This is a genomic window from Nocardioides caeni (genome assembly GCF_004912195.1).
Taxonomy (GTDB): domain Bacteria; phylum Actinomycetota; class Actinomycetes; order Propionibacteriales; family Nocardioidaceae; genus Nocardioides; species Nocardioides caeni.
This window is the reverse complement of record NZ_STGW01000001.1, coordinates 241,073-261,787: the sequence shown is the minus strand read 5'-3', so window position 1 is coordinate 261,787 and position 20,715 is coordinate 241,073. Positions and strand designations below refer to the sequence as shown.

Here is a 20,715-nt window from a genome sequence, read left to right as displayed (position 1 = left end):
CGTTCACCCAACGAGTCCAGGAGTCCTGCCCCATGTCGCCCTACGCCCTCTATGCCGTCGACCTCGTCGCCATCGCGATCCTCGTCCTCGGCCTGTTCCTCCCCCGCCACCGTCGACCCGAGCTGGTCGTCGCGTTCCTGACGGTCAACGTCGGGGTGATGGCGGTGGCGGCGGCCCTGGCGACGTCGACGATCGGCGCGGGGCTGGGTCTCGGGCTGTTCGGCATCCTGTCGCTCATCCGGCTGCGGTCGGAGGAGCTGGCCCAGAGCGAGATCGCCTACTACTTCGCCGCTCTGGCGCTCGGACTCCTGGCGGGCATCGACCAGTCACCCACGCTGGTCGACGTCGGGCTGATGGCGGCGATCCTCGCTGCCGTCGCGATCGGCGACACGGTCATGGGCGGGCAACGCACGCAGACGCAGCAGCTGCTGCTCGACCGAGCGATCACCGACCAGGAGGAGCTGCGCGAGGAGCTCACCGTCCGCCTCGGTACGACGATCCACTCCTTCCGCGTGGACCGCACCGACCTCGTCAACGACACCACCCTGGTCAGCGTGCGGCACCACCCGCGCTCGCCCACCCGCCGAGAGCAGCGAGCGGCCGGCATGCCGGCCCAGGAGATGCTCCGATGACCACGATCGCCAGCGAGCAGCTGCACACCCTCGCGCCCATCGGCCTGGAGGAGCTCGTCGAACGAGCGGCGCTCCTGGCGCGGGTCGACCGCAAGTACGTGCTGCCGGTCGCCACCGCGCGGCAGGTCATCGCCCTCGCGCCGGCCACGACCCGAGTCCTCGAGATCGACGGGCGACGCAGCTTCGGCTACCGGTCGACGTACCTCGACACCCCGAGCCTCGACAGCTTCCTCACCGCCGGTCGCGGCCAGCGGCGCCGCTGGAAGGTCCGCACCCGCAGCTACCTCGACACCGGCGGCTCCTGGCTGGAGGTCAAGACCCGCGCGCCGCGCGACCACAACCTCAAGCAGCGCATCGAGCATCCCGATGCCGAGCTCGTCGGCGGTCTGACCGCCGCCGGCGAGGAATACGTCGGCTCGATCATCGGCGCCGGGCTCGCGGCCCAGCTGCGGCCGGTGCTCGCCACCGGCTATCTGCGCAGCACCCTCCTGCTCCCCGAGTCCGACAGTCGCGTCACGATCGACGTCGACCTCGGCTGGACCGCCCTCCCCCACGGGCGCGACCTGGACCGGCCGGGCCTCGCGATCGTCGAGACCAAGACGGGATCCACCCCCTCAGCGGTCGACCGGCTGCTCTGGCGACTGGGTCACCGGCCCAGCCGGATCTCGAAGTACGGCGTCGGCATGGCCGCGCTCCACCCGTCCCTGCCGCGCCTGAAGTGGCACCACACCCTCGACCGCCAGCTGAGTGTCCCGCGTGCGGCCTGACCGCAGCGGCACCACCGACCACCCCACACACCAGAACGGACCCACCATGCCCCGCACGCCCCTGCGCCGCCGGATCACCGCGGCCCTCGTCGCCGCCACCACCCTGGCCGCCCTCAGCGCCTGCAACGCCACCGGCGACGACACGAGCATCACGACCATCAGCGCCGGCACCGTCGCCTCCATCGACGACACGCACGCCGACCCCGACGACGGGGAGTACGACGCCGCGGACGCCACGACCATCTCCCTGGCCGACGGCGCCAGCACGGCCAGTGGCTCCAGCAGCGATGCCGTCACCGTCGAGGGCGACACGGTGACCATCACCGCCCCCGGCACCTACGTGCTGTCCGGAGAGCTCTCCGACGGCCAGGTCGTCGTCGACAGCAGCGCCGAGGGCAAGGTGCTGATCGTCCTCGACGGCGTCGACCTCACCTCGAGCACCACGTCGCCGCTGGTCATCACGGCGGCCGACGAGGCGGTCGTGATCCTGGCTGACGGGTCGACCAACACGCTGGCCGACAGCGCCGCAGCCGCGGCCGACGACGAGGAGGACGATGCCCCGACCGCGACGCTCTTCTCCATGGCCGACCTCACCATCGCCGGCAGCGGGCAGCTGACCGTGACCGGAGCGAGCAACGACGGCATCGCCAGCAAGGACGGCCTGGTGATCCTCGGCGGGACCCTCGGCGTCACCGCGGTCGACGACGGCATCCGTGGCAAGGACTACCTGGTCGTCGAGGACGGCACGATCACCGTCGACGCCGGTGGGGACGGCCTCAAGGCCGACAACGAGAGCACCGCGACCTCGAGCGGCAACGCGAAGGCGCTCGGCTGGTTCCAGCTCGACGACGGCAGCGTCGCCATCGACGCGGGCGACGACGGGATCGACGCGGTCGGCGCCCTCAACGTGGCCGACGGCTCCTTGACCGTCGCCTCCTCCGTCGAGGGCCTCGAGGCCGCGCAGATCACCCTCGTCGGCGGCGACGTCGACGTCACTGCCTCCGAGGACGGCCTCAACGCGACAGCCGGAGACGGCGGCGAAGAGGCCCAGGACGGCGTCCTCCTCACGATCAGCGGGGGCGACGTCCTCGTCACCTCGGGCATGGATGGCCTGGACTCCAACGGGGACGCGACGATCACGGGCGGCAGCACCGTCATCGACAGCGGCGCCCGCGGGGGCGGCGACGGATCGATCGACGTCAACGGCGTGCTCACCATCTCCGGCGGCTCCTTCGCCGCCACCGGCGGCCTCTCCAGCGCCCCGAGCACCGACTCGACGCAGGCCTGGGTCGCAGTCGAGCTCGGCACCACGGTCAGCGCCGGCCAGGAGATCGCCCTCGTCGCCGGCGGCACGACGCTCGCGACCCAGACCGCCACCAGGGACACCACCGCGCTCGTCCTCTCGGTCGCGGGCCTGACCAACGGCACGACGTACGACGTGCAGGTCGACGGCGTCTCCACGACCACCGTGACGGCCGGCGAGTTCGCTGGCGGCCGCGGAGGCATGGGCGGCACGGGCGGCGGTCCGCAGGGCGGCGGCGCTCCGCCGCAGTGACGGCGCGGCCCTCCTGACAGGTCGTAGACCTCGGTCTACGATCTGTCCCGCGCAGCAGAAGGAGTCGTCGCATGAGCGCAGCCGAGCCCACCGGGCCCGTCATCGGGCGGACCATGGCCGACTCCGTCGCCTGGCACCCGCCCCGCCCTCGGCCCGCGGGCGCGCCCAACGTCCTGGTGGTGCTCCTCGACGACGTCGGCTTCGCTCAGCTCGGCTGCTTCGGCTCCGACATCGCCACCCCCACGATGGACCGCCTTGCCGCGGACGGGGTGCGCTTCAACCGGTTTCACGTCACGGCGCTGTGCTCGCCCAGCCGCGCCGCGCTCCTGACCGGTCGCAACCACCACGCCGTCGGCATGGGCATGCTGACCGACCTGCCGACCGGCTTCCCCGGCTACTCCGCCCGGATCCCCCGCTCGGCCGCCACGGTGGCCCGAGTCCTTCGCGACGAGGGCTGGAGCACGATGTGCGTCGGCAAGTGGCACCTCACGCCCCGCGACGAACGCTCGGCCGCCGGCCCCTTCGACACCTGGCCGCTGGCGCAGGGCTTCGAGCGCTACTACGGCTTCATCCACGGCGACGCGAACCAATGGACGCCCACGCTCTTCCGCGACAACTCCCCCGTCGCACCGCCACGCTCGCCGGAGGAGGGCTACCACCTCACCGAGGACCTCGTCGACGAGTCGCTGCGCATGCTGGTCGACCAGCACAACGCCGCCCCCGAGAAGCCGTTCTTCCTCTACTTCGCGCCGGGCACCGCCCACGCACCCCACCAGGTGCCGCCCGAGTGGTCGGACGCCTACGCCGGCCGCTTCGACCAGGGCTGGGAGAGGTGGCGCGAGGAGGTCTTCGCCCGCCAGCTCGCCGCCGGCATCGTCCCCGAGGGCACCGTGCTGTCCGAGCGGCCGGAGTGGATCCCCGACTGGGAGGCGCTGAGCGACGAGGAGCGGCGGCTCTTCGCGCGCTTCCAGGAGGTGTACGCCGGCTTCCTCACCCATTTCGACCACCACCTCGGCCGCCTGCTGGACGGCCTGGAGGCCCTCGGCGTCCTCGACAACACGATGGTGGTGCTGTCCTCCGACAACGGTGCCAGCGCGGAGGGCGGCCCGACCGGGTCGATCAACGAGCACCGGTTCGGCTTCGGCGTACCGGACAGCCTGGAGGACAACCTCGCCGGGATCGACGAGATCGGCGGCTTCCGCTCCTACAACCACTACCCCTGGGGCTGGGCGTGGGCGGGGAACACGCCCTTCCGGCTGTGGAAGCGCTACACGTGGCTCGGCGGCACGCGCACCCCGCTGATCGTGAAGCCGCCCGCGACGGCGCCCGGGCACGACGGCGGTGTCCGGCCGCAGCTCGCGCACATCATCGACCTCTTCCCGACCATCCTCGAGACCTGCGGCGTCACGATGCCGGAAGCGGTCGACGGGGTCGTCCAGCAGCCCGTGCACGGGCACTCGATGGCCGAGGCCATCGCCGACGCCGGCGCACCCGACGTCCGCACGACGCAGTACTTCGAGATGCTCGGCTCACGCTCGATCATCCACGACGGCTGGAAGGCGACCACCGACCACGTCTCCGGCGGCGTGCTGGCCGAGGAGGTGCTGCCGGGGAGCCGCGACCTCGCCGCCGACCGCTGGAGCCTCTTCCGCCTGGCCGACGACTTCGCCGAGGCCGACGACCTCGCCGACGCGCACCCCGACGTGGTCCGCGAGCTCGAGGAGGCCTGGTGGGCGGAGGCCGAGCGCCACCAGGTGCTGCCGATCCAGGACTCACTGCAGGGCCGCGTCCTGGCGATGGAGCCGCCACTGTGGCCGCAACCCGTCCCGCTGGTCCTGCATCCCGGCGGTACGGCGCTGGCCGACGAGGCGGTGCCGTCGCTCGCGCTCGGGGCGCTGGTGGAGGCGGACGTGACGGTGCCCGACGACGGCGGCTCCGGCGTGCTCGCGGCGATCGGCGACTGGAGCAACGGCTGGGCCCTGGTCGTCCTCGACGGCCGGCCGACCATGCTCCTCAACACGACCAGCACCGCACATGCCGTCCGCTCCGACGTCCGGCTGACGGCCGGGCGCCACCGTGTCGGTTTCCGCTACCTCGCCGCGGAGGCGTGCGGCGTACTCCTCGTCGACGGCGCCGTGGTGGCCCGCGGCCCCTTGCCCGACGGCATGGGCGCGAGCGGCCTCCAGATCGGCGGGGGTGGCCTGCGGCTGGGCCACGACGACGGCTTCCCCGTCAGCGACGACTACGCGCCGCCGTTCCCGTGGACCGGGACGCTGCACACGCTCACCTTCCACCAGTGGCCGAAGCCGCTCACGGCCGACGACGTGGCCGCTCAGCTGGCCGCGCTGCTGCGGACGGAGTGACTACTCCGGAGGACTCAGCCGGGCGACGGGGGCCGACCAGCCGCGCTGCATGGCCAACAGGCGCCACACGATCGTGACCGCGGCAGCAGGTGCGGCGATGATCACCGGCTCGACACCGAGCTCGACGCCGGTGGCCGCGACGGCGGCTCCCGCGAGGGCCGGGATCGCATAGAGCTCGCCGTTGCGCAGCACTGTGGGGATCCGGCCCGCCAGGAGATCGCGGATGATGCCGCCGCCGACCCCGGTGACCAGCCCGAGCGCGGCCGAGGGCACCGGTCCCAATCCGAACTCCTCGGCCTTGAGGGCGCCGGCGACGCAGAACAGTCCGAGCCCGAAGGCGTCGAAGACGTTGACGAGCCGCTCGAAACGGCCGACCGCGGGATGCCAGAAGAAGACGACGAGGCCGGCGACGACCGGCGCGAGCAGGTAGCGCCAGTCGGCGATCGCCGGAGGCGGCACGCTGCCGATGATCACGTCGCGGATCACTCCACCGCCGAGGCCGGTGGCCATCGCTAGGACGATGACGCCGACGATGTCGAGCTGGTTGCGGACCGCGAGCAGACCGCCGGACACGGCGAAGACGAGGATGCCGATGAGGTCGAGGGTCAGCAGCACGGCGTCACCCCGCAGCTGTCGTGGCTGGGGTGCGTCAGCGACCCAGCCGGCGCGTCACGGCGCCGACCGCGGCCCGCCCGGCGCCCTTGACGCCGGCGGCGAGGAAGGTCGGCCAGTCGAAGTAGTCGCGCCACAACACGATCTTCCCGTCCCGCACCTCGAACGTGCCACACACCCAGAACTCCATCGCGAACGAGCCACGCCGCAGGATGTCCACCCGCTCGGTCAGCACGACCGGCCCGTTGGCGGCGATGTTGCGCATCTCCACCTCGAAACCGGTGCCGACCTTCATCATGGTGCGCAGCTGCTTGGCGACGGCGGACCGGCCGCGCGCGGGCGGCAGGGGGACGTTCTGGTAGACGACGTCGTCGCCGCACAGCGCCACCGCGCCGTCGACGTCGAGCTCCTCCAGGGCGGCCAGGAACGCCTCGACGACCACCTGCTCGTCGCTGCGCACGCTCACTCGGCCGCCTCCCCGTCGGCGGCGGCCTCGTCGTCGGCGGCCGGCGTCTCCGCACCGTCGCGCTGGTCGGCCAGCCGGATCGCCTTCTCGACGGCGGCCTGCGCCTTCTCCAGCTCCTCCGCCCACGTCACGGTGTCGTTGGCGGCCTGCGCCGTCTCCGCCGCCGCGAAAGCCGCCTCGGCGTCCCGCAGCGCCTCCGCGATCTGCTCGTCGAGCGTCAGCTCCTCGCCCGGCTGGGGCTCGCCGCCCGGGTCGGGCTCGCCGCCCGGCTCCGGGTCGGTGCCCTGTCCTGTGTCGAGATCGACACCGAGCGCGTTTCCGAGCGCCTCGGGGAGGCTGCCGGCGATGCCGACCTCCTCGCCGTACTTGACGATCACGAACTGCAGGATCGGGAAGTTGGACGAGCCGCTGCTTCGAATGGCATAGACGGGCTGGACGTAGATCAGGCCATCTCCGGCCGGCAGTGTGAGCAGGTTCCCGAACTGCGGCGGGGTCGAGTTGTTCACCCGGAACGCGGTCAGGGCCGATCGCACCACATCATCGTTCTGCATCTGGTTGGCGACCTGCCCCGGGCCCTGGGCGTTCTGGTCGGTCATCTCGAGGACCTGGAGCTTGCCGAACTCGGGCGAGAGCGCGTCGGAATTGACCTGCAGGTAGCCCGCGAGGGTTCCCTTGCGATAGGGGACGAAGACCGACGTCAGCGACCAGTCGTTGGTGCCGTCTGCTGCCGTCGAGAAGAGACGGTACGGCGGCTGGAACACCTGGCGGGAGACCGTCGGGTCCTCCGGCACCTCCCACCGGTCCTGTCCGGAGTAGAAGTCACCGGCATCGGTGACGTGGTAGCGCGCGAGCTGGTAGCGCTGCACCTTGAACATGTCCTCGGGATAGCGCAGGTGCTCCATCAGCTCGTCGCCGATCTCCGAGCGGTCCTTGACCGTGCCCGGGAAGGCCTTCATCCACGTCTGGAGGATCGGGTCCTCCTCGTCCCACTCATAGAGATCGACGGTGCCGTCGTAGGCATCCACGGTGGCCTTCACCGCGGAGCGGACGTAGTTCACCTCGTCGGTCGGGATCGTCTGCAGACCGGTGTCCTGCTGCAGCGAGTCCTCGACCATCGTCTCGAACGACTCGCGCTGGGCGTTCGGGTAGCGGTCCGTCGTGGTGTAGCCGTCGACGATCCACTGGATCCGCCCGTCGACCACCGCGGGGTAGGGGTCGCCGTCGACCGTGAGCCACGGGGCGACCTTCTCGACCCGCTCGGCCGGCTTGCGGTTGTAGATGACCTTCGAGCTGTCGTTGACCCGACCCGAGAGCAGGAAGTTGGGCTCGCCGAACTTGATCGCATACATCAGCTGGTTGAAGGCGCTGCCGACCGGCACGCCGCCTGCGCCGTCGTACGTCGTGCGCTGCTCGGCCGGCGTCGCCTCTGGGTCGGCGATATTGGCCAGGCCGAGCTCGACGTCATTTCCGCCGCTGGCCTTCCCCACCACCGAGTAGGACGGGCTCATCTCGCCGAAGTAGACGCGGGTCTCGAACTCCTCGGCGTCAGTCAGGTCGCTGGCTCCGTCGGTGCCGTCCGAGCTGATGCCCTCGGCCCAGACGATCCGGCCGTTGGCGACGTCGGAGGACACTCGCTCGGCGTACGCCGCGATGAGGCCCTCGCCGTGGGTGTAGACGGTGTGCAGGTTCGACCAGTTCTGGTCGGAGGCGTTGAGGCCGGACTGATCGAGCTCACGGACGCCGAGGACGAGCGGGACCTCCTTGCCGTCGATGGTGTAGCGGTCGACGTCGAGGACGCCGGCGACCGAGTAGTAGGCGCGGAACTGCTGACGCTGCTGGAAGATCTCGCGAACCTGCTTGGGGTCGACGACCGGCGTGTTCGTCAACTGGGCGAGGACGTTGGCACCGTCCTTGGGCGTCTGGTTCTCCGTGGGTGTGCCCTGATAGGGCGTCGTCTCGATGTCACTCAACCCATAGGCCTCGCGGGTGGAGTCGATGTTCTCCTGGATGTAGGAGCTCTCCTTGTCCGCCTCGGACGGGCGCACCTGGAAGTTCTGGACGATCGCCGGCCAGATCATGCCCAGCAGCACGGCCGACAGCGCGAGGAGCGCCAAACCGACCGAGGGCAGCTGCCAGGTGCGGCGCCAGATGTTGAGGAAGAACAGCACGGCACAGATCAGCGCGACGCCGACGAGGATGTTGCGCGCGGGCAGCAGGGCGTTCTCGCCCGTGTAGTTCATGCCGGTGAAGAGCTTGTGGTCGTCGGTGACCAGGTCGAACCGGTCGAACCAGTAGTCGACCGACTTCGCCAGCACGAAGCAGCCCAGCAGTACCGACAGCTGCACCTGGGCCGCGCCGGAGAGCCGGTCGTGCGTCTGCTGCAGCCGGATGCCGCCGAAGAGGTAGTGCACGACCGCCGTGGCGAGCAACGAGACGACCGCGACCGCGAGCGCGAAGTCGACGACGAAGTTCCACCACGGCAGGTCGAAGACGTAGAAGCCGATGTCCTTCTTGAAGTAGGCATCCTTCTGGTCGAAGTCCGTCCCGTTGCGCCACAGCAGGTAGGTGCGCCACTGGCCGATCGCCGACGTGCCGGCGAAGGCCCCGACGACGAGGGCCACCGCCGCGAGCAGCCAGCCACGGATCGGGGTGACGGCGTCGCGGTAGCGCTCCACGCTGGCGTCGCCGCCCGACATCCTGAACAGCGGGCGGAAGCGGTAGGCCAGGTGCATGCTCGTCGCCACCGCGGCGGCCATGAACCCGCCGAAGACGAGGAAGAGACCGACCTTGGTCCACAGCATCGTGCTGAAGACGCTCGTGTAGCCGACCTCCTTGTACCAGAGCCGGTCGGTGTAGATCGACGCGAAGGCCGTCAGCAGGAAGAAGCCGACCAGCAGCACCACACCGGTGATGACGGCGGCGCGGGCGCGACGCCCAGGACGTTCGGGCGCGGGGCGGTCCGGGTCCTCGTCGAAAAGGTCACTCATGAGTTGCCACCCCTCGGCTCTGCCGGGTCGCCCGGCTCATCCTGCACATCTGGTTGATCCCCCCTGAGGGTCTCCCGCAACAGGTCCAGCAGCGCCGGGACCAGGTCGGGACCGCCCATCACGGCCATGTCGTCGTCCTCGCTGCGCAGCCGCAGCGCGCAGTACGCCGCCCCATGTCGCGTCACACCGGCGACGATCCGCACGTCCTCGGCGTCGGGGTGCTCGCGGGCGAACTCCAGCGCCGCCGCGCGGTCCGCCGGCACCTGGCCGTCGGCCGCCGGGGGCAGCACGAGACGCTCCACCACGGCCGCGCAGCCGGCGACCACCTCCGGCCACACGATGCCGGGCAGCACGTGCTCGAGCTCCTGGCCGTCCGGGAGCTCCTCCTGCTCGACCGGCGTCAGCGAGCCCCGCTCGGTCGAGGCGTCCAGCCCCAGCGACGCGGCGAGCGCCGGCTCGTGCTCGACGAGCTCGGCGGTGTCGACCAGCGCATAGAGCCGCGCCGGCTGGTCCCAGCCGGCGCGGGCGTAGTGGGCCTCGATCTCCAGCACGGCAGCGGCCAGGGCCGGGTCGACGTCGAGCTCGAGGTCCATCTGCGCTTCGTCTCCTTGGGCCTGGTGCGGGGTGGTCGGCGGTCGTCAGCAGGCGGGCAGGTCGGCGTCCGGGTCGGCGACCCACGCCTCGATCGCGACGCGGGCGTCATGCATGGTCTCGACCCGGACCAGACGCAGGTCGGGGTCGAGGCCGGCCACGTCCGCGCAGTTGTCCGGCGGGACGAGGAACAGCTCGGCTCCCGCCTGCTCGGCGCCGGCGATCTTCTGCTGGATGCCGCCGATGGGACCGACGGAGCCGTCGGCGCGCAGCTCGCCGGTGCCGGCGATGGTGGCGCCGTCGGTGAGTGAGCCCGGGGTGAGCGTGTCATAGATGGCGAGCGAGAACATCAGACCCGCGCTGGGGCCACCCACGGTCGGGTCGACCCGCAGCGTGATGTCGAACGGGAACTCGAAGCCGGTGCTCACCGAGATCCCGACGCGCGGTGTGCCCTTGACCTCCTCGGGCAGGAGGCGGACGGTCAGCTCCTTGTCGCCGCGCTTGACGAGGAGCTCGACCAGGGAGCCGTCGTCGTGCGTCTGCACGGCCGCGACCAGCTCCTCGGTCGAGTTGGCGGCGTTGCCGTCGACCTTGCTGATCAGGTCACCGACCAGCAGCTTGCCTTCGGCAGGTCCCTCGGGGTCGACCGCGGCGACCTTCACGGCCGTCTTGAGGTCGTAGCCGAGCTCGATCAGGGCAATGGCCTTCGCCACGTCCTGGGAGTTGGTCATCTGGACGGCGCCCTCGGCCTTCTCGGCCTCCGCGCTGGAGTCCGGCGGGTGGACGACGTCATAGGGCACGACCGCCTTGTCACGGTCGAGCCAGCGCGAGATCGCGTCGCCGAGCGCCAGCCGGTCGTCGTACGACGACGCGATGACCGTGGTGAAGCGGATCTGACCCTCGTCGTAGTAGGCCTCGTGCCCGTCGACCTGGATCACCTCGGCCTCGTCGGAGTCCTGTCCGAGGATGTCGAAGGTGGGGCCGGGGCTGTAGGAGGCATAGGGCAACGGGACCGCCAGTGCCAGGCCGCCGAGGATCAGCACCAGGGGCGCGGCGATGCACGCGGCGATCAGGCGCTGATTCATGGCGCCTACCCTCTCAGACGTCACCAACGTCACGGTGGACGAGGGGGTCCGCGGAAAGGTCAGGAGGCCCGGCGGTCCTGCGCGTGATCGCGGTCGCCGTCCTCGCCCACCGGCTCGACGACCGTCACCGACTCGGCGTCGGCGGGCTCCAGGGGCTCTCCCGGCAGCACCACCGGGCGACTCCGGGACGCGCGGATCGCGATGCCCGAGGAGCGCTCACGCTCCCGCGACGGCACGGCATAGCCGGGTCGCTTGCCGCGGTCACGCTCCAGCGCCTCGCCGAGGCGGCGGGCTGCCGTCTCGCGATCGACCTCGCCGCGTCCGTCCCGGCCCCACCAGCCCACGACGACCATCGCGACCATCGTCACCACGGCAGCGGGCAGCAGCCAGAACAGGACCTCCATCACTCGAGGGTAGGTCGGACCACGGGGCGGATCGGTCAGGACACGCGGTGCGCAGGGTTCACGGGCTGCCCACCCACTCCTCGGTCCCGTCGGAGAACAGCTGGTGCTTCCAGATCGGCACCTCGTCCTTGAGTGTGTCGATCAGCGCACGGCTGGCCTCGAAGGACGATCCGCGATGTCCGGCGGTCGTCGCGACCACGACGGCGAGGTCGCCGATCGCCAGGTCACCGATCCGATGGACGGCGGCGACCCCGCTGACGTCGAACTCACCCGCGATGCGGTCGCAGACCTCCTGCAACCGCTCGAGGGCGCTGGGGTGCGCGGAATAGGACAGCCCGGTCACGCCGCGTCCGTGGTCGTGGTCGCGGACCCGGCCGACGAAGAGCACCAGACCGCCCGATGCGGGATCGTCCAGCGCGGCCAGCACCTCGGCGACATCGAGGGGCTGCTCGGAGATCGCGACGAGACGGACCGCAGCGTGGCTCATGGTCCCACCTTATGAGTGCCCGCGCCCCGGACCCGAGCGGCCGGCGCGGCGGTTGGCGGGACGGCGTAAATTCAGGGGCATGAGCAGCAACCCGGGAGACACCGGCGGTCCGGACGACGAGCAGCCCAACCCCTTCAAGGGCACGCCCTTCGAGCAGATCTTCGGCGCCCTCGGCGGCGCGTTCCCGGGCGGCGCCCTTCCCGGCCTCGGTGGCGCCGGCGGGATGGCGTTCTTCCAGCAGCTGCAGTCGCTGATGCAGCCGCACGACGGCCCGCTCAACTGGCCGGCCGCGACCGACATGGCGCGCAAGCAGATCGCCCAGGAGCCCGACCCGTCGCCCTCCTCGCGCGACGCCGACCGGGTCGCCGATGCGCTCCGGCTGGCCGACCACTGGCTCGACGCGGCGACGGAGTTCCCCTCCGGCGTCGGTACGACGGCGGCGTGGTCGCGCGCCGAGTGGCTGGTCGAGACCCAGCCGGTGTGGGCGGTGCTCGTCGAGCCCGTCGCCGCCCGCTCGGTCACCAGCCTCGCCAGCGGCCTGCCCGAGGAGATGCGCGCCGCTGCCGGACCCCTCGTCGGCATCATCGGCCAGGCGATCGGCGGCATGCTCGCGATGCAGATCGGCCAGGGCCTGGGGGCGCTGGCCGGGGAGGTGCTGACCGCCTCCGACGTCGGCCTCCCCCTGGGCGCGCCAGGCAAGGCCGCGCTCGTGATGAGCAACGTGCGCGCGTTCGCCGACGGGCTCGACGTCACCGAGGACGACGTCGTCCTCTACCTCGCCTTGCGCGAGGCGGCCCACCAGCGACTGTTCGCCCACGTGCCGTGGCTGCGCGAGCACCTCATCGGCGCTGTCACCGACTACGCGCGCGGGCTGGAGATCAACGTCCAGCAGATGCAGGACAAGGTGCAGGACCAGTTGCGCAACATCGACCCCAGCGACCTGTCGTCGGTCCAGGGCCTGATCGAAGGGGGCCTGTTCGACCCGCCGCAGACCGACGCGCAGACGGCCGCGCTCTCCCGGCTCGAGATCGCCCTCGCGCTCGTCGAGGGCTGGGTCGACGAGGTCGTCGGCCAGGCGACCGAGGAGCGGATGCCCGCCGCCGCCAAGCTGCGTGAGGCGGTCCGTCGCCGCCGGGCGGCCGGCGGCCCCGCGGAGCAGACGTTCGCGGCTCTCGTCGGGCTCGAGCTGCGCCCGCGCCGGCTGCGCGACGCGTCGACGCTGTGGGGTGGACTGCGCACGCGCACCGGCCCCGAGGCGCGCGACGGCGTGTGGATGCACCCCGACCTGCTGCCGACCGCCGCCGACCTCGACGACCCGCTGTCGTTCCGGGCCGACGCCACGCCGCCCGAGGAGCTGAGTGAGGACGAGTTCGACGCCGAGCTGCGCAAGCTCCTCGGGGACAACGGGGACACCGGCGAGCCCGGGGACGCCGGCGAGACCGACTCCCCCGCCGAGTGACGCTCCACGCCGACGCCCTGCGGGTGCTGCGCGCCTGGCAGGCGCCCGACGACGTCGAGGAAGGGCTGCGCCGCCGCTACGTCGACCACCTGGAGTCGACTCCGGACGGCATGTGGCGCTCGTCGTACCCGGACCACGTGACGGGCGGCGCCCTCGTGATCGACGCCTCCGGCGAGCAGGTGCTGCTCAACCTGCACCGCAAGGCGGGTCGCTGGTTCCACTTCGGCGGTCACGCGGAGGACCAGGACCCCACGCTGTTCGCCGTGGCGCAGCGTGAGGCCCGTGAGGAGAGTGGGCTGGACGGCCTGCACTTCCATCCCGACCCGGTCCAGCTCGACCTGCACACCGTGCCGTTCTGTGGGGACCGCGGCGAGGTCGACCACCTCGACGTGCGCTATGTCGCGCGGACCGATGCGACGGCGCGCGCGGTCGTGAGCGAGGAGTCGCTCGCGGTCCGCTGGTGGCCGGTCGACGCCCTGCCCGACCTCGAGCCGGCCATGCATGCGCTGATCGCGCGGGCCCGGGCGATCCTCTGCTGATGCTGAGCCGCTACTCCAGCTCGCCCTCGGCGAGCTCGACCTGCTCCGACGGCGGGCGGGCAATGCCCTCCGCGTCCGACCAGCCCGCCAGGTAGCCCTTGGCCTTCTCCGCCGCCGGGTAGTGCGCCACCCAGCCCCAGAACCGCTCGTCGTGGTGCGGCTCGATGAGGTGCGCCAGCTCGTGGACGATCACGTAGTCGATGACCCAGTCGGGCATCCGCTGCAGGCGCTCGGAGAGCCGGATGGTGCGGTCCTTGGGCGTGCACGACCCCCACCGCGCCCGCTGGTTCCCGACCCAACGCACCGTCTCCGGCTCGGCCAGCCCGCCCAGGAAGTCGTCGCTCAGGCGTCGCGCGCGCGCCATCAGGTCGTCGTCGGTCCACTTCCGCGGCGCCGACGCCTTGCGCTCCTTGCGCTCGATCCGCCCCACCATGCGCGTCACCCACGCCCGCTCCTCGGTGACCGAGAGGTTGTCGGGCATGAGCACGACGATCGTCTCGCCGTCCCGGTAGGCCGACACGGTCCGTCGTCGCCGACCCGACCGTCGCACCTCCACCCTCGCCTTGGGCATGGCCCGACCCTACGACTCCCCCGCCCCCCGACGTGGGAGGCGTGTCCCGCCGAAGTACGCCGGTTTCTCACCCGAAGTACGCCGGTTTCTCGCACGAGGTGGGCCGGTTTCTCGCAGGAGTACGCCGGACGCGGCTAGGGCCTCGCCCACTCCAGCAGCCGCTCCACGGGCCAGGTGTTGACGATCCGGTCCGTCTCGATGCCCGCGGCCTCGGCACGCTCGCAGCCGAGGAGCGGGTAGTCGAGCTGGCCCGGGGCATGGGCGTCGCTGTCGATGGAGAACAGGCAGCCGATGTCCCGGGCGAGCTCCAGGAGGCGCGTCGGCGGGTCCCGCCTCTCTGGTCGCGAGTTGATCTCCACCGCCACCCCCGCCTCGGCGCAGGCCTCGAAGACCACCCGCGCGTCGAAGCGGGACTCCGGCCGGGTCCCGCGGTTGCCCGTGACCAGGCGACCGGTGCAGTGGCCGAGCACGTTGGTGAACGGGTTGCGCACGGCCGCGACCATCCGCCTCGTCAGCGCGTCCGACTCCATCGCGAGCTTGGAGTGCACGCTCGCCACGCGGACGTCGAGCCGGGCCAGCATCTCGTCGGTCTGGTCCAGCCCGCCGTCGTCGAGGATGTCGACCTCGATGCCGCGCAGCAGCCGGAAGCCGGCGGCGCCAAGGTGCCCGTTGACCGCCTCGACGACCTCCAGCTGGCGCGAGAGTCGCTCCGCCGACAGGCCGCGCGCCACCTTGAGTCGCGGCGAGTGGTCGGTCAGGACGAGGTAGTCGTGGCCGAGCTCCATCGCGGTCATTGCCATCTCCTCGATGGGCGAGCCGCCGTCGGACCAGTCCGAGTGCGAGTGCAGGTCGCCCCGGAGCGCTGCGCGCAGGGTGGAGCCTGCTCCGTCAGCGGTCAGCGGGGCGCCGTACTCCGCCTCGACCTCGGCCAGCTTGTCCGGGAGTACGCCGGCCACCGCCTGGCCGATCACCCGCGCGGTGCTCGCGCCGACCCCGGGCAGGTCGGTGAGCGTGCCGGAGGCGGCCCGCTGCTCGATCTCGTCGGCGGGCAGCGGGAGGATCGCCGAGGCTGCCCCGCGATAGGCCTTGACCTTGTAGCTGTCGGCCCGACCGCGCTCGAGCAGGAACGCGATCCGGCGCAACGCCGCGACGGGCGAGCCGTCGTACGTGGACCGTTCGCTCATGTGACCCGCCTCACGCGACTTCTCCGTTCGCGATTTTCTTTTGTCCACAGGCAGTGGAAGAACCTGTGGGATGTGTCCTCGCAGGTCAGCAGGGGCGAATGCGCCTCCTGAGTCGGCGATTCCACCACGTCGTCCCACATCGGACTCACCGATCCTCCCCGTCCGTCCACCGATCCCCGCCGTCGTCCACAGATCTGTCCACAGCCTCATCCACAGGGTGCCGCATCACTGGATTGACCCGACCCCACCGGGCTGCCTAGCGTCGTACCCAACGAGGCCCCCGTGGCCGCAGCACCTCGCTCGCAAGGGGAAGGCAAGCGAGGAGCACCGCGGCTCCGGGGGCTTCGCTGCGTCTCCGGTCGACAGCACGACTCAGCGACCGCCGAACAGCGGCGCCCGACGCTCCTGAGCCGCCCTGATGCCTTCGAGCAGGTCCTCGGTGGCGAGGGTCGTCGGCTGTGCGAGGCCCTCCCAGTCCAGGGCCGCCTCCAGACTCGCATGCGGCCGCTGCAGCGCCACCTTGGTCAGGCGGGTGGCGATCGGGGCCGCGCCGGCGATGCCCGCCGCCGTCTCCACGACGTCCGCGAGGAAGGTGTCCGGCTCCGTCACCCGGGACACCAGGCCGAGTCCGAGAGCCTCGTCTGCTTCGACCAGTCGCCCGGTGAGGAAGAGATCACGGGCCGCAGCGGAGCCCACGACGTCGGGCAGCAGGTAGGTGCCCGCCATGCCCGGATGGAGCCCCAGGCGCGTGAACGGCACCCCCAGCTTCGCCCCGCGCGCGGCGTGGCGGATGTCGCAGGCCAGGGCGAGGCACAGTCCCGCCCCGATCGCTGCGCCGTTGATCGCGGCGATCGTCGGCACCTCGAGGCGGCGGATCGAGAGCCATGCGCGATAGAACGGCAGCATCCGGGCGCGCAGTCCGTCGACGGTGGCATCCGGCTCCGAGGCCAGCCAGGAGAGGTTGCCGCCGGAGCAGAAGGCGCGCCCCTCACCGGTGACCACGACGGCCCGGACGGTCGGGTCGGCGGCGAGGTGATCGACCGCCCGGACCCACGACTCGGTCATCTCGTCACTCATCGCGTTGCGGAGCTCGGGCTGGTCGAGCACCAGCATCGCGACCCCTTCGGAGGGCCGCTCCAGGCGCAGATGGGTCAGCGCCAGGTGGCTGGACGTTTTCAGAGCCGATTCAGACATACCGGGCACGCTACTGCGCGTCTGAACGTGCGTGCCGTAGGGTCGTGGAGGTTCGGAGCCAGACTCCGGACCCCGGCGGGCTTCCCCGATGTCCCCCGTCGCGACGACCGAAGAAGAAATACAAGCAAGGAGGCCGTCATGGCGGAGACCTGGAGCGGCGAGTTCTACTGCGTGAAGTGCAAGGCCAAGCGTGAGGCGGAGGGCGAGGTCAAGGTCAACGACAAGGGCACCCGGATGGCCAAGGCCGTCTGCCCCGAGTGCGGCACGAACCTCAACCGGATCCTGGGCAAGGCCTGAGCAACCGGCTACCAGTCCGACGATCGCGGGCGGCGTCACCTCCGGGTGGCGACCGCCCGCGATTCGTTTCCAGAGCGCCTGTGGATGACGTCAGCGGACGACGGCCCAGCGCTGCCACGCTGGCGGCCATGGGCACCAGCACGCAGCGCCTGACCCTCCGACCCGGCACGCCGGTCCTGCTCCGCGAGCCCGGTCTCCTGCAGGTCGGCCTCCACCACCCGGCCGGCGCGTCCACCGAAGTGCGGATCCTCGACACCCCCGACGTACGACGCCTCCTGGATCTCCTGCGTCAGCCCGGCGGCGCCTCCCTCGACATCGACGAGACACCGGTCGAGCTCGCCCGCGTCGTCGACCGGCTGGATGCCGCCGAGCTGGTCGTCGAGGTCCGTGCGACGGCTGACGCCGAGTCCGGAGTCCGCCCGACGGTGCGCGCACAGTTCGGCCGGGACGCGGAGCGAAGACTCGCCGCGCGCGCCGCGGCGAGCGTCGCGGTCGAGATCGATCCGACCGTGGAGCGGATGCTGGAGCCGCTGATCGATGACCTGATCCGCCGGGCGGGGCTCAGGCGCGTGCCAGCCAGACCGATGGAGGCCGCCGCCCACCTGGTGGTGGCCAGCGGCGTGCTCGATCGCGAGCGCGTCGACCCGCTCGTGCAGGGTGCGATGCCCCACCTGGTCGTGAGTGGCGCCGGCGCCGGGATGCGGGTCGGCCCGTTCGTCGATCCCGGCCGGACGGCCTGCCTGCGCTGCGTCGACGCCCATGAGGCCCTCCCCGACCCCCGCCGACCGCTGCTGCTGTGCCAGGCGGCCCGCCAGGACGCCGAGCAGTGGCCCCCGCGCGACGACGTACTCGATCTCATGGCCCTGGCGTGGGCCACCCGCGACCTTGCGCGCTTCGTCGAGGGCGACCGGCCCTCGACGTGGTCGGCCACGGCCGACTTCGGTCCCCGGAGTGGACCGCTGGTCACCGAGTGGGGCCGGCACCCCGAGTGCGGGTGCGCCTGGGACGCCTGGATCGAGCTGCCCTGATCCTGGAGGCTGCCGAGCCGGTCACCACCACTCGCTGTCGAGCTTGGCCTCCATCGAGCGCAGGTGCTCGCGGGAGCACCGGTCGCAGAAGAGCCGCTGCCGACCGCGCTCGACGGCGCTGGTCCAGGTGATCGGTGGCTCGTCGCCGTCCCTCGTCGTGCCGCAGAAGTCGCAGGTGACGGGCATGAGCGCCAGCCTACGACCGCCCCACGACCTGGAGCTGCTCCGAAATGCCGAGAAGGCCGGCCCGGGGATCTCCCGGACCGGCCTCCGTGCTCACCCGCGATCAGGTGCTGCTCCCGAAGAGGTCGGAAGCGAATTCTGGTCTCGCTGCGGCCCGCGAGGGCCTCAGAGAGCGCGAGCGAGGGCGAGACGTGCCTGCTGCGCTGCCCGCTCGGCCTTGCGGCTCAAGCGGCGGGCGCGGGCCATCTGGGTGGCCTCGCGCGGCAGTGGCGCCTCTCCCAGGCGCGCGGACATCTCCGCGCGCACGAGTGCTTCTGTGTGCATGTGGTACATGGTTGGTATCCGTTCGTGAGGGTTGGTGCGGTGATGGATGGTTGGTGTGGGCTCAGGCGGCCGCGTCCTTGCGGGGCCGGCCCCGGGGCCGCTTGCGCGGGATCACCACGCCGGACAGGAACAGCTCGCCTCCCCAGACGCCCCACGGCTCGCGCCGCTCGAGGGCGCCGCTGAGGCACAGCTGCTGGACCGGGCAGTCCAGGCACAGTGCCTTCGCGGACTCGACGTCCGACGGGGACTCGGCGAACCACAGCTCCGCGTCGTTCAGCCGGCACGGCAGCAGCTCGTCCAGCGTCGGCTCGAGAACACTGGTCGTCATCTGCTTTCACCTCCTCTTCGTTGACCTGATCGCGTGGTCGGTTTCATCGAGGGACCTGCGACCCAGGTGTCTCTCAGGTCCTGAGAAACACGAAGGCCGCGGATCCCGGTGTCGGGTTCCGCGGCCTGGAGGCTGCCGAGCTGAGGGGTGTCAGTTCGGTGGGCTCCAGGCGGCGATGCCCGGGACTGCGACGGCGGCGTTGATCGTGCCGTCGTGGTCCGTGCCGGTGGCGGCGCGCTCGCGCTTGACGTCCGTGGCGGCCACAGCGTCGAAGGCGAACGTCGCGCGAGCGACGTCCGTCATCGGACGCACGGCAATGCCCTGGACCTCGAGGGTCGCGAGGGCGAAGGTGGCCTGGTCGCAGGCGGACAGCGCGAGCTGCCAGCAGGACGGGATCGTCATCGGGTTCATCGTGATGTTCTCCATGGGTGCCACCTCCTTCGGTGCCGTGTGGGCGCCGGCCGTGCCAAGGCCGTGATGCGCAGACTGAATCTGGTTCGTTGAAGGTAGTGCGCGCCAACGAGGGCGCGCAAATCATTTACTGGATATTTCAGGAATTTTCTGAGATCAGTTCCAAGACGGCGCTTCCGTAGCGCTCGATCTTGTTGTCGCCGACGCCGTTGATCCGCTTGAGCGCGGCCAGCGAGGCCGGCTTCTGCTCGGCGATCAGCTCGAGCGTGGCGTCGGTGAAGACGACGTACGCCGGCAGCGACTTCCCGTCCTCGCCGGCCGTCCGGGCGGTCTCGAGCCGCCAGGCCCGCAGGCGCTCGAAGAGCCCCTCGTCATAGCGGACGGGATGGTGGGCGCAGCGGCCGCGCTTCTTCTCGGCGGCCGTGGTCAGCGGCTGGAGGCACTCACGGCAGCGGGCGATCTTGGAGCTGCGGGTCTTCGCCTGCGGCTGCTGGCTCGCCGGCAGCAGCGGGAGCAGGAAGCGTGAAGGAGTGCGGCGAGGCGCCTGGCCAGGGTTGCGGGCGGCGGACCACGACACGGTGAGCTCGCGTCGCGCGCGGGTCATGCCCACATAGAGCAGCCGCCGCTCCTCCTCGACGGCGTCGGGACCGGCCTCGGAGGCGTAGGTGATCGGCAACGTGCCGTCCTGGGCGCCGCAGCAGAACACGGCGTCCCACTCCAGCCCCTTGGCTGCGTGGAAGGTCGCCAAGGTGACGCCGTCGGCCGTCGGGGCGTGTTGCTCGGTGGCGCGCCGGTCGAGCTCGGCGACGAAGCCCGCCAGCGACCCCTCGACGCCCTCGTGGCTGGCGAACTCCTCCGCCTGGTCGAGGATCGCCTGGAAGGACTCCCAGCGGTCTCGCTGCTGACCACGGGCGCTCGGCGGCTCCGCAGCCCAGCCCATGCCGGCCAGCACGGCGCGCACCGCGGTGACCCATCCGCCGTCGGCGCCGGCGCCGTCCTCGCCGGACCGTGCCGCACCACGCAGCCGGGTCACCGCCTCACGGACCTCTCGCCGATCGAAGAAGCGAGCGGCGCCCCGCACGACATAGGGGATGCCGCGGTCGGTCAGCGCGTCCTCGAAGCCCTCGGACTGGGCGTTGATCCGGAAGAGCACGGCCATCTCCCGATAGGGCGTGCCGGCGCGGTGCAAGCGCACGATCCGGTCGGCCACCGCCGCCGCCTCCGCGACCTCGTCCGCCTGACCCGCGA

Annotated in this window: 23 protein-coding genes; 8 read left to right on the top strand and 15 right to left on the bottom strand. The window is 71.5% G+C overall.

Translation table 11 applies throughout. From position 1 onward, the window contains the following. Nucleotides 1–32 precede the first annotated feature (32 nt). The 4 genes from E9934_RS01265 to E9934_RS01250 all read left to right on the top strand — a co-directional run bounded on the left by E9934_RS01265 (nt 33) and on the right by E9934_RS01250 (nt 5,317). Nucleotides 33–632: a DUF4956 domain-containing protein gene (locus E9934_RS01265; protein ID WP_136561010.1), complete on the top strand. Its 600-nt coding sequence runs from the start codon at nt 33–35 to the stop codon at nt 630–632. Next, nucleotides 629–1,399 carry a polyphosphate polymerase domain-containing protein gene (locus tag E9934_RS01260; protein ID WP_136561009.1) on the top strand — a complete coding sequence of 257 codons (771 nt, stop codon included), beginning with the start codon at nt 629–631 and terminating at the stop codon, nt 1,397–1,399. Before E9934_RS01265 ends, E9934_RS01260 begins: the two co-directional genes overlap by 4 nt. A gap of 46 nt (nt 1,400–1,445) precedes the next feature. Next, nucleotides 1,446–2,954 (top strand): carbohydrate-binding domain-containing protein, encoded by a 1,509-nt coding sequence (locus E9934_RS01255; RefSeq protein ID WP_136561008.1) that lies wholly within the window; start codon nt 1,446–1,448, stop codon nt 2,952–2,954. 71 nt (nt 2,955–3,025) lie between these two features. After that, complete coding sequence (locus tag E9934_RS01250; protein ID WP_136561007.1) at nt 3,026–5,317, top strand: arylsulfatase; 2,292 nt, start codon at nt 3,026–3,028, stop codon at nt 5,315–5,317. On the opposite strand, the gene E9934_RS01245 is transcribed toward E9934_RS01250, so the two are convergent. Genes E9934_RS01245 through E9934_RS01215 form a run of 7 tightly spaced genes read right to left on the bottom strand, consistent with a single transcriptional unit; the run spans nt 5,318 to nt 11,949 of the window. Further along, a complete protein-coding gene (locus E9934_RS01245; protein WP_136561006.1) occupies nt 5,318–5,932 on the bottom strand; it encodes a trimeric intracellular cation channel family protein in 615 nt (204 codons plus the stop codon). 34 nt (nt 5,933–5,966) lie between these two features. Further along, a complete protein-coding gene (locus E9934_RS01240) occupies nt 5,967–6,395 on the bottom strand; it encodes a limonene-1,2-epoxide hydrolase family protein (RefSeq protein WP_238694681.1) in 429 nt (142 codons plus the stop codon). Continuing rightward, nucleotides 6,392–9,382 (bottom strand): UPF0182 family membrane protein, encoded by a 2,991-nt coding sequence (locus E9934_RS01235; RefSeq protein WP_136561005.1) that lies wholly within the window; start codon nt 9,380–9,382, stop codon nt 6,392–6,394. Before E9934_RS01235 ends, E9934_RS01240 begins: the two co-directional genes overlap by 4 nt. Then, nucleotides 9,379–9,975, bottom strand: coding sequence for a PPA1309 family protein (locus E9934_RS01230; RefSeq protein WP_136561004.1), 597 nt, complete (start codon nt 9,973–9,975; stop codon nt 9,379–9,381). Before E9934_RS01230 ends, E9934_RS01235 begins: the two co-directional genes overlap by 4 nt. Before the next feature lie 45 nt (nt 9,976–10,020). Continuing rightward, complete coding sequence (locus E9934_RS01225; protein WP_136561003.1) at nt 10,021–11,058, bottom strand: YlbL family protein; 1,038 nt, start codon at nt 11,056–11,058, stop codon at nt 10,021–10,023. A 59-nt stretch (nt 11,059–11,117) separates the two neighbouring features. Then, nucleotides 11,118–11,462 (bottom strand): hypothetical protein, encoded by a 345-nt coding sequence (locus tag E9934_RS19885; RefSeq protein ID WP_193556850.1) that lies wholly within the window; start codon nt 11,460–11,462, stop codon nt 11,118–11,120. Between the two features lie 58 nt (nt 11,463–11,520). Beyond that, the gene (locus tag E9934_RS01215) at nt 11,521–11,949 is read right to left on the bottom strand and encodes a molybdenum cofactor biosynthesis protein MoaE (protein WP_136561002.1); all 429 of its coding nucleotides are present in this window, start codon (nt 11,947–11,949) and stop codon (nt 11,521–11,523) included. Between the two features lie 79 nt (nt 11,950–12,028). Between E9934_RS01215 and E9934_RS01210 the strand changes: the two genes are divergently transcribed. Both E9934_RS01210 and E9934_RS01205 read left to right on the top strand, forming a co-directional pair. Further along, nucleotides 12,029–13,408: a zinc-dependent metalloprotease gene (locus E9934_RS01210; protein ID WP_136561001.1), complete on the top strand. Its 1,380-nt coding sequence runs from the start codon at nt 12,029–12,031 to the stop codon at nt 13,406–13,408. Beyond that, nucleotides 13,405–13,947, top strand: coding sequence for an NUDIX hydrolase (locus E9934_RS01205; RefSeq protein WP_136561000.1), 543 nt, complete (start codon nt 13,405–13,407; stop codon nt 13,945–13,947). Before E9934_RS01210 ends, E9934_RS01205 begins: the two co-directional genes overlap by 4 nt. Nucleotides 13,948–13,957: 10 nt before the next feature. Here E9934_RS01205 and E9934_RS01200 read toward each other — a convergent pair whose 3' ends face one another. The 3 genes from E9934_RS01200 to E9934_RS01190 form a co-directional block, all read right to left on the bottom strand. After that, nucleotides 13,958–14,518, bottom strand: coding sequence for a M48 metallopeptidase family protein (locus tag E9934_RS01200; protein WP_136560999.1), 561 nt, complete (start codon nt 14,516–14,518; stop codon nt 13,958–13,960). A gap of 134 nt (nt 14,519–14,652) precedes the next feature. Beyond that, nucleotides 14,653–15,702, bottom strand: a complete 1,050-nt coding sequence (locus E9934_RS01195) for a PHP domain-containing protein (RefSeq protein ID WP_136560998.1) — start codon at nt 15,700–15,702, stop codon at nt 14,653–14,655. A 372-nt stretch (nt 15,703–16,074) separates the two neighbouring features. Then, nucleotides 16,075–16,896: an enoyl-CoA hydratase/isomerase family protein gene (locus E9934_RS01190; RefSeq protein ID WP_136560997.1), complete on the bottom strand. Its 822-nt coding sequence runs from the start codon at nt 16,894–16,896 to the stop codon at nt 16,075–16,077. A gap of 138 nt (nt 16,897–17,034) precedes the next feature. Here E9934_RS01190 and E9934_RS19810 point away from each other — a divergent pair, with 138 nt between their 5' ends. Together E9934_RS19810 and E9934_RS01185 are read left to right on the top strand one after the other, a co-directional pair. Further along, on the top strand, nt 17,035–17,193 hold the full coding sequence (locus E9934_RS19810; RefSeq protein ID WP_162851524.1) for a DUF5679 domain-containing protein: 159 nt from the start codon (nt 17,035–17,037) through the stop codon (nt 17,191–17,193). Nucleotides 17,194–17,321: 128 nt separating this feature from the next. Beyond that, complete coding sequence (locus E9934_RS01185) at nt 17,322–18,221, top strand: hypothetical protein (RefSeq protein ID WP_136560996.1); 900 nt, start codon at nt 17,322–17,324, stop codon at nt 18,219–18,221. 21 nt (nt 18,222–18,242) lie between these two features. Here E9934_RS01185 and E9934_RS19805 read toward each other — a convergent pair whose 3' ends face one another. The 5 genes from E9934_RS19805 to E9934_RS01170 all read right to left on the bottom strand — a co-directional run. Then, the gene (locus E9934_RS19805; protein WP_162851523.1) at nt 18,243–18,407 is read right to left on the bottom strand and encodes a hypothetical protein; all 165 of its coding nucleotides are present in this window, start codon (nt 18,405–18,407) and stop codon (nt 18,243–18,245) included. Nucleotides 18,408–18,569: 162 nt separating this feature from the next. Further along, entirely contained in the window at nt 18,570–18,728 is a 159-nt protein-coding gene (locus tag E9934_RS19800; RefSeq protein WP_162851522.1) for a hypothetical protein, read from the bottom strand. A gap of 61 nt (nt 18,729–18,789) precedes the next feature. After that, nucleotides 18,790–19,056 (bottom strand): WhiB family transcriptional regulator, encoded by a 267-nt coding sequence (locus E9934_RS01180; RefSeq protein ID WP_136560995.1) that lies wholly within the window; start codon nt 19,054–19,056, stop codon nt 18,790–18,792. Nucleotides 19,057–19,206: 150 nt separating this feature from the next. Beyond that, a complete protein-coding gene (locus E9934_RS01175; RefSeq protein WP_136560994.1) occupies nt 19,207–19,482 on the bottom strand; it encodes a hypothetical protein in 276 nt (91 codons plus the stop codon). Nucleotides 19,483–19,606: 124 nt separating this feature from the next. Beyond that, nucleotides 19,607–20,715 (bottom strand): 3'-5' exonuclease (locus E9934_RS01170; protein ID WP_158294884.1); only part of this gene is annotated, 1,109 nt, incomplete at its 5' end.